At 42.7% G+C, this 5,590-nt stretch carries 9 protein-coding genes and 1 pseudogene; 6 read left to right on the top strand and 4 right to left on the bottom strand.

Annotated features, from left to right (window positions below):
- Together PX484_RS20760 and PX484_RS20755 are read right to left on the bottom strand one after the other, a co-directional pair.
- Window positions 1–244: pseudogene (locus PX484_RS20760) on the bottom strand (ComF family protein); the annotation flags it as partial.
- Window positions 213–512 carry a DUF1816 domain-containing protein gene (locus PX484_RS20755; protein WP_287765901.1) on the bottom strand — a complete coding sequence of 100 codons (300 nt, stop codon included), beginning with the start codon at window positions 510–512 and terminating at the stop codon, window positions 213–215. The gene PX484_RS20755 and the pseudogene PX484_RS20760, both read right to left, overlap by 32 nt.
- Window positions 513–767: 255 nt before the next feature.
- Between PX484_RS20755 and PX484_RS20750 the strand changes: the two genes are divergently transcribed.
- The 3 genes from PX484_RS20750 to PX484_RS20740 are packed head-to-tail and all read left to right on the top strand — an operon-like array spanning window position 768 to window position 2,110.
- Entirely contained in the window at window positions 768–1,127 is a 360-nt protein-coding gene (locus PX484_RS20750) for a ferredoxin thioredoxin reductase catalytic beta subunit (RefSeq protein WP_002803092.1), read from the top strand.
- A gap of 9 nt (window positions 1,128–1,136) precedes the next feature.
- Entirely contained in the window at window positions 1,137–1,562 is a 426-nt protein-coding gene (locus PX484_RS20745; RefSeq protein WP_002803089.1) for a DUF309 domain-containing protein, read from the top strand.
- Between the two features lie 47 nt (window positions 1,563–1,609).
- A complete protein-coding gene (locus PX484_RS20740) occupies window positions 1,610–2,110 on the top strand; it encodes an LptA/OstA family protein (RefSeq protein ID WP_002803086.1) in 501 nt (166 codons plus the stop codon).
- 14 nt (window positions 2,111–2,124) lie between these two features.
- Here the strand turns inward: PX484_RS20740 and PX484_RS20735 are convergent, their stop codons facing one another.
- Entirely contained in the window at window positions 2,125–2,256 is a 132-nt protein-coding gene (locus PX484_RS20735) for a hypothetical protein (RefSeq protein ID WP_002803080.1), read from the bottom strand.
- Between the two features lie 35 nt (window positions 2,257–2,291).
- On the opposite strand from PX484_RS20735, the gene lptB reads away from it, so the two are divergent.
- The gene (gene lptB, locus PX484_RS20730; RefSeq protein ID WP_002782446.1) at window positions 2,292–3,020 is read left to right on the top strand and encodes an LPS export ABC transporter ATP-binding protein; all 729 of its coding nucleotides are present in this window, start codon (window positions 2,292–2,294) and stop codon (window positions 3,018–3,020) included.
- 31 nt (window positions 3,021–3,051) lie between these two features.
- Window positions 3,052–4,221, top strand: a complete 1,170-nt coding sequence (locus PX484_RS20725) for an LptF/LptG family permease (protein ID WP_002803077.1) — start codon at window positions 3,052–3,054, stop codon at window positions 4,219–4,221.
- A gap of 36 nt (window positions 4,222–4,257) precedes the next feature.
- Here the strand turns inward: PX484_RS20725 and rsmI are convergent, their stop codons facing one another.
- Window positions 4,258–5,097: a 16S rRNA (cytidine(1402)-2'-O)-methyltransferase gene (gene rsmI, locus PX484_RS20720; protein ID WP_287765904.1), complete on the bottom strand. Its 840-nt coding sequence runs from the start codon at window positions 5,095–5,097 to the stop codon at window positions 4,258–4,260.
- 383 nt (window positions 5,098–5,480) lie between these two features.
- Between rsmI and PX484_RS20715 the strand changes: the two genes are divergently transcribed.
- A partial coding sequence (locus PX484_RS20715; protein WP_288105334.1) for a photosystem II reaction center protein I occupies window positions 5,481–5,590 on the top strand: 110 nt, incomplete at its 3' end.

Genomic DNA, 5,590 nt, shown 5'->3' with positions numbered 1-5,590 from the left:
TGCCTAGCAAAGAGCCGAGAGCGGGATGGCGATCATATTTCATTTTAGCGATCGCCTGTTTTAATTTACCTTCATAGCGTCCCCAGATAAACAGGGGAATAGAACCACGCCAGAGAAAAAGCGGGTTATTCTGACGATAGGCCTGTAATTGTCCCTCACAATCACGGCAAAGCTCTCGATCGCTCTGCCGTTGACAAAGAGGACAGGGAGACTTAAGAAATAAAGCGAGAAAAGGTTCGAGCATGGGAAGCAAAAGTTTTAGCTAGATGCTGATTTTCATCGTCAAAAACGGTCAAATAATGGGGATTACTCCGCTCGATCGAAAGACTAATCCCTTGCGCTCCTTCGGACTCTATATCCTGTAGATAACCCCCCTGATGCTGTTGTGCTTCCTCAAAAGAAGCAAAGGGACCAAAATAGTAGATACAGTGGGGATAAAGGGAGGTAATTTTCAGCCACCAAGGTGTGTTATCGTCAGAAATTTTATTTGTCTCCAAGAAAGATAAAATCATGTTCTGGTAGTGATAGGGGACAGGGATTGCAGGAATCAAGGACAGGTTTTGAGGAACTTTGCCCCTATAATTCCGATCTGCTGGCCAAAAAGTCGAGCTTTTGGCCAAAGAGAGTCTTTTTATCGTATTAGATTAACAAGGGGATCGGTCGCAAAATCAAAAGAGATTCTAAAAATTCCCCTCAGCCAAGGGGAAGCGGATCGAGATAGGATAGTAAAGAGTTTTTTTGTAGAAAGCTAAGGGGATCAGATAACTATGAGCCAGATCACGGACACGGATAAGAGTCTTGAGGCGATGAAGAAGTTTGCCGAACAGTACGCTAAAGGTACAAATACTTATTTCTGTAGCGATCTCTCGGTGACAGCGGTAGTAATTGAGGGATTAGCGCGTCATAAGGACGAATTAGGCGCTCCTTTATGTCCCTGTCGTCACTACGAAGACAAAGAAGCGGAGGTAAAAAATACTTTCTGGAATTGTCCCTGTGTGCCGATGCGGGAACGGAAAGAATGTCACTGTATGCTGTTTATTACCCCCGATAACGAGTTTGCTGGGGAAGAACAGGTAATTTCCCTCGACTATATCCAAGAAGTCCGCGAATCGATGAAGGGGCATTAGTATAGGGTAATGACAGCCAGCGCTTTTGGGCAAGGAATCGACGAATTTAATCGCCAGCAATTCTATGCTTGTCATGATACCCTAGAGGCTTTGTGGATGGAGTCCGCAGAGCCTGAAAAAACCTTTTATCAAGGCATTTTGCAGATTGCTGTCGCTTGTTACCATCTAGAAAATAATAACTGGCGCGGAGCGGTAATCCTTTTGGGAGAAGGGGTTAGACGTTTGCAACACTATCAACCCGATTACGAGGGGATCAACGTGACGCACTTGGTGGGGGAGAGTTTGGATCTATTAAACTTTTTACAGAATCTCGATCCCCAAGCTTTACCGGCAGTGCTAGAAGCGATGAAAAGCAATCAGGAACATCCTCATGCCCACCTCGATCGATCTATCTGTTCTCTGCCGAAAATCCTCAAAAGTCATCCCGTTCTCTAAAAAGCTAGATTAGTTAGTAAGTACAAACGTCTATAGGTGACATTTCTATGAGAGCAAGATACGCAAAAATCAGAGGATGGCTAGTTTCCCTCGTTTCTACTAGCTTAATCATGGGATTAGGTACTTCTCCCCTAGTCAAAGCACAGCAGAATATTGTACCGGGTAATGCCATGACAGTGCGATCGGATATTCAGGAGGCGAACTCAAAAACCGGGGTAATTACTGCTCGTGGTAACGTACAAGTGTTCTATCCTGCTCGCAAAATGCAGGCCACTTCCGCTCAAGCTCAGTATTTTAGCCGCGAACGTCGTTTAGTGATGACGGGTAACGTTTACGTTTTGCAGGAAGGCAACAGTATCCGCGCCGAAACGATGACTTATCTTGTCGATGAGGGCAGATTTATCGCTACTCCCCAAACCAGTCAGCAGGTGGAGTCAATTTATTTAGTCAAAGATAACGAAACTTCCCCCCAACCGGCTGCTTCTCCGACACCCGCACCCATACCTTCCCCTTCCCTCCCCGCTGCTCCAATTATTAACCCGCAGTGATTAGGAGTCAGGAATCAGAATTCAGGAGGAGATAGGGTGATAGGGTTTTGGGGTGATAGGGTGATGAGACAGCTTCCCCACGTCCCCACTTCCCCATTTCCCACTTCATAATTCATAATTCCCCCACTTCCTAATTCATAATTCATAATTCATAATTCATAATTCCCAACACCGGATAAAGATGACTTTAGTATTAGAAAATATCCATAAATCCTACGGTAAAAGGCTCGTGGTTAACCGGGTGAGTATTACTGTTGCCCCGGGGGAAATTGTCGGGTTATTAGGACCAAATGGTGCGGGAAAAACCACAACTTTTTATATCGCCACGGGATTAATTAAACCGAATCTGGGGCGCGTTTGGCTCGATCAAAAAGAAATTACCAAATTACCCCTTAATCAAAGGGCGCGTCTGGGTATTGGCTATCTGACGCAGCAGGCCAGTATTTTTCGTTATTTAACTGTATCAGAAAATATTCAGTTAGCCCTAGAACAGTCGGGAGTTCCCTTTTCCCAACGGGCAAATCGTCTCTATGATTTATTAAAAGAATTTCGCCTCGATAAGATTGTTCGCACTAAAGGAGCCTACGTTTCCGGAGGAGAAAGAAGGAGGACGGAATTAGCTCGCGCTTTAGCGGTGGGAGTCAACGGACCGAGATTTTTATTATTAGATGAACCTTTCGCGGGGGTGGATCCGATCGCCGTGTCCGAGATTCAAGCGATGATTGCTGGTTTAAGGGATCGTCAGATGGGAATTTTAATTACTGATCACAATGTGCGAGAAACTTTGGCTATCACTAATCGGGCTTATATTATGCGCGAAGGGCAGATTTTAGCGGCGGGAAGTGGCGAAGAACTTTATAATAATCCTCTGGTGCGTCAGTATTATTTGGGTGATAATTTTTTCAGATAATTGTTATTAATAAAAATCGCTGCATTATATCATGAAAGTTGGCAATTGGCAAGGAAATTTAAGTAGAATACCCGGATTTAGCATCTTAGACCGCTATATTTTTGTCGAGTTATTATTGCCCTTTTTATTTGGTATGGGTTTATTCACTTCTTTGGGAGTGGCGATCGGTACTTTATTTGATTTAGTGCGACGGATTACTGAATCGGGTTTACCTTTTACTTTGGCCTTAAAAATTCTCTTATTAAAAATGCCAGAGTTTATCGTTTTAGCCTTTCCCATGTCGATACTTTTAGCGGCTTTAATGGCCTACAGTCGTTTAGCCAGTGATAGCGAATTAATTGCTTTTAAAAGTATTGGAATTAGTGTTTATCGCCTAATAATTCCCGCCATTGTGCTAAGTTTAATAGTGACGGGATTAACCTACGTTTTTAACGATTATGTGGCTCCAGCTGCCAGTTATGAAGCTAATGCTACCATGACCAAAGCCCTACGACCAAATCGCAAATCTTTTATTGAAGATAATATTATTTATCCTGAATACGGCAAAGTGCGGCCAGCGAATGGAGGGGAAGCGCAAACGGTATTAAGAAGGTTATTTTATGCCGAAAGATTTAACGGTCAAGAAATGTTAGGTTTAACCATTCTCGATCGCACCCAACCGGAAGTTAATCAAATTATTACCTCAGAATCAGCTTCTTGGAATATTGAAAAAAATATCTGGGATTTTTATAACGGTACAATTTATCTAATTGATCCTAAGGGTTCCTATCGTAATATTGTCCGCTTTCAACATCAACAATTAGCCCTACCGCGTACCCCTTTAGATTTAGCTTTTCGGGCGCGAGATGGTTCAGAAATGACCCTTAGACAAGCGCGGGAATACCTAGAAATACTGCAATTAAGCGGCAATCCCACCAAAATTAGAAAATTGCAGGTTCAAATCGAGCAGAAAATATCTTTACCCTTTGTTTGTTTAGTTTTTGGGATGATTGGGGCAGCCTTGGGATTGCGTCCCCAAAATTCTAATAAAGCCACCAGTTTCGGTATTTGTATTGTCCTAATTTTCTCCTATTATCTCCTATCTTTTGTCACCAGTTCCTTAGGCATTGGCGGAGTTTTAACCCCCTTGATGGCCGCTTGGTTGCCCAACATTTTAGGATTAACTGCCGGGGGAATTTTGTTACTTCAATCGGCTAAGTAATCGAGGATTAGCGGTGGGAATAAAAGTTAATAATCATCAAATTTCTAGGGCTAATTTGTATAAACGACTGCGGGATAAATTAGTAACCTGTGCTAATTGTCTGCTGGCTTGCGATCGACTAACTCCCCGTTCTATAATTTGTTTTAATTCCCGTTTTAATTCCTCCTCGGATAATTGGATATTATCGGTTTTATCTTTGCCCATAACTACGATTGTAAATTCCCCTTTAGGAGTTTTATTCTCCTGATATAAATTAATCGCCTCGGCGATAGTTCCTCGCCAAATTTCTTCGTAAAGCTTGGTTAATTCCCGACCTAAAACTATCTTTCTCGTTGGGCCGAAAGTTTCGCGTAAATCCTCCAAAGTCTTAATAAGTTTGTGAGGTGCTTCATAAAAAACCATCGTTCTTGTTTCAGTTTTTAAACCCTCTAAGCGCTCTTGTTTCAGCTTTTCCTTACCCGGAAGAAATCCTTCAAAACAGAATCTTTCCGTGGGTAATCCCGACACCGCTAAAGCAGTAATTACCGCCGTTACTCCGGGGATGGGAACCACTTCGATATTAGCTTCTATACAAGCTTTAATTAACTCATAACCCGGGTCAGAAATCCCCGGCATTCCCGCATCAGTAACCAAAGCGATATCCTGACCTTGGCTGAGAATATTTAATAACTGATCGAGACGGGAAAGGCGATTATGTTCGTGGTAACTAATTTGAGGGGTTGGAATATCAAAATGCTGTAATAATTTGCCCGTGTGTCTGGTATCTTCGGCAGCAATTAGAGAGACTTTTTTGAGAGTTGCCAGGGCCCGCAAAGTCAGATCGTCTAAATTGCCGATCGGCGTTCCCACCACATACAATTTACCGATATTATTCATAAATTGGCTAAAAATAGGCTATTTAGTCGTATTTTAAGTGATCAGTACCCAGTAATCAGTAAACTAAAAACTCGGCTCTCCCAGGTTTGGTGGGTAAAATGTATTCTAAGATACAGTCTTGGGGCAGTGAGTGGAACGAACCACTCCAGACACAAAGGACACAAAGATCGATCAATCCTCTGTAAGTTAAACTTATCACACAGAACCTAGAAGAGCCAAAACTCACATCTGCTCACCGCTCACTGATAACTGCTCACTGATAACTGATAACTGAAGACCGATCGCTTTTCTCTGTTCAGGGATCGCCCAAATGGGGTAAAGTAGGTCAAGGTATGCTCACCCCTGTTATTGAATTAATCTAGTCTAAGGAGAACGTCTTAGTAATGTTAACCCTAAAAATCGCCGTTTATATCGTTGTTTCCTTCTTTGTCTTACTTTTTATCTTTGGCTTCCTTTCTGGCGATCCTACCCGTAACCCCGGACGCAAAGACTT

It is taken from the genome of Microcystis sp. M49636_WE2 (genome assembly GCF_030065375.1).
Lineage (GTDB): Bacteria > Cyanobacteriota > Cyanobacteriia > Cyanobacteriales > Microcystaceae > Microcystis > Microcystis aeruginosa_C.
This window is presented reverse-complemented; position numbering and strand designations above follow the sequence as displayed.

Bases quoted from the DNA above. Each gene is read 5' to 3' on its own strand.
- PX484_RS20755 (WP_287765901.1), bottom strand. From the start codon at position 512: ATGATTTTATCTTTCTTGGAGACAAATAAAATTTCTGACGATAACACA.
- PX484_RS20750 (WP_002803092.1), top strand. From the start codon at position 768: ATGAGCCAGATCACGGACACGGATAAGAGTCTTGAGGCGATGAAGAAG.
- PX484_RS20745 (WP_002803089.1), top strand. From the start codon at position 1,137: ATGACAGCCAGCGCTTTTGGGCAAGGAATCGACGAATTTAATCGCCAG.
- PX484_RS20740 (WP_002803086.1), top strand. From the start codon at position 1,610: ATGAGAGCAAGATACGCAAAAATCAGAGGATGGCTAGTTTCCCTCGTT.
- PX484_RS20735 (WP_002803080.1), bottom strand. From the start codon at position 2,256: ATGAATTATGAATTAGGAAGTGGGGGAATTATGAATTATGAAGTGGGA.
- lptB (WP_002782446.1), top strand. From the start codon at position 2,292: ATGACTTTAGTATTAGAAAATATCCATAAATCCTACGGTAAAAGGCTC.
- PX484_RS20725 (WP_002803077.1), top strand. From the start codon at position 3,052: ATGAAAGTTGGCAATTGGCAAGGAAATTTAAGTAGAATACCCGGATTT.
- rsmI (WP_287765904.1), bottom strand. From the start codon at position 5,097: ATGAATAATATCGGTAAATTGTATGTGGTGGGAACGCCGATCGGCAAT.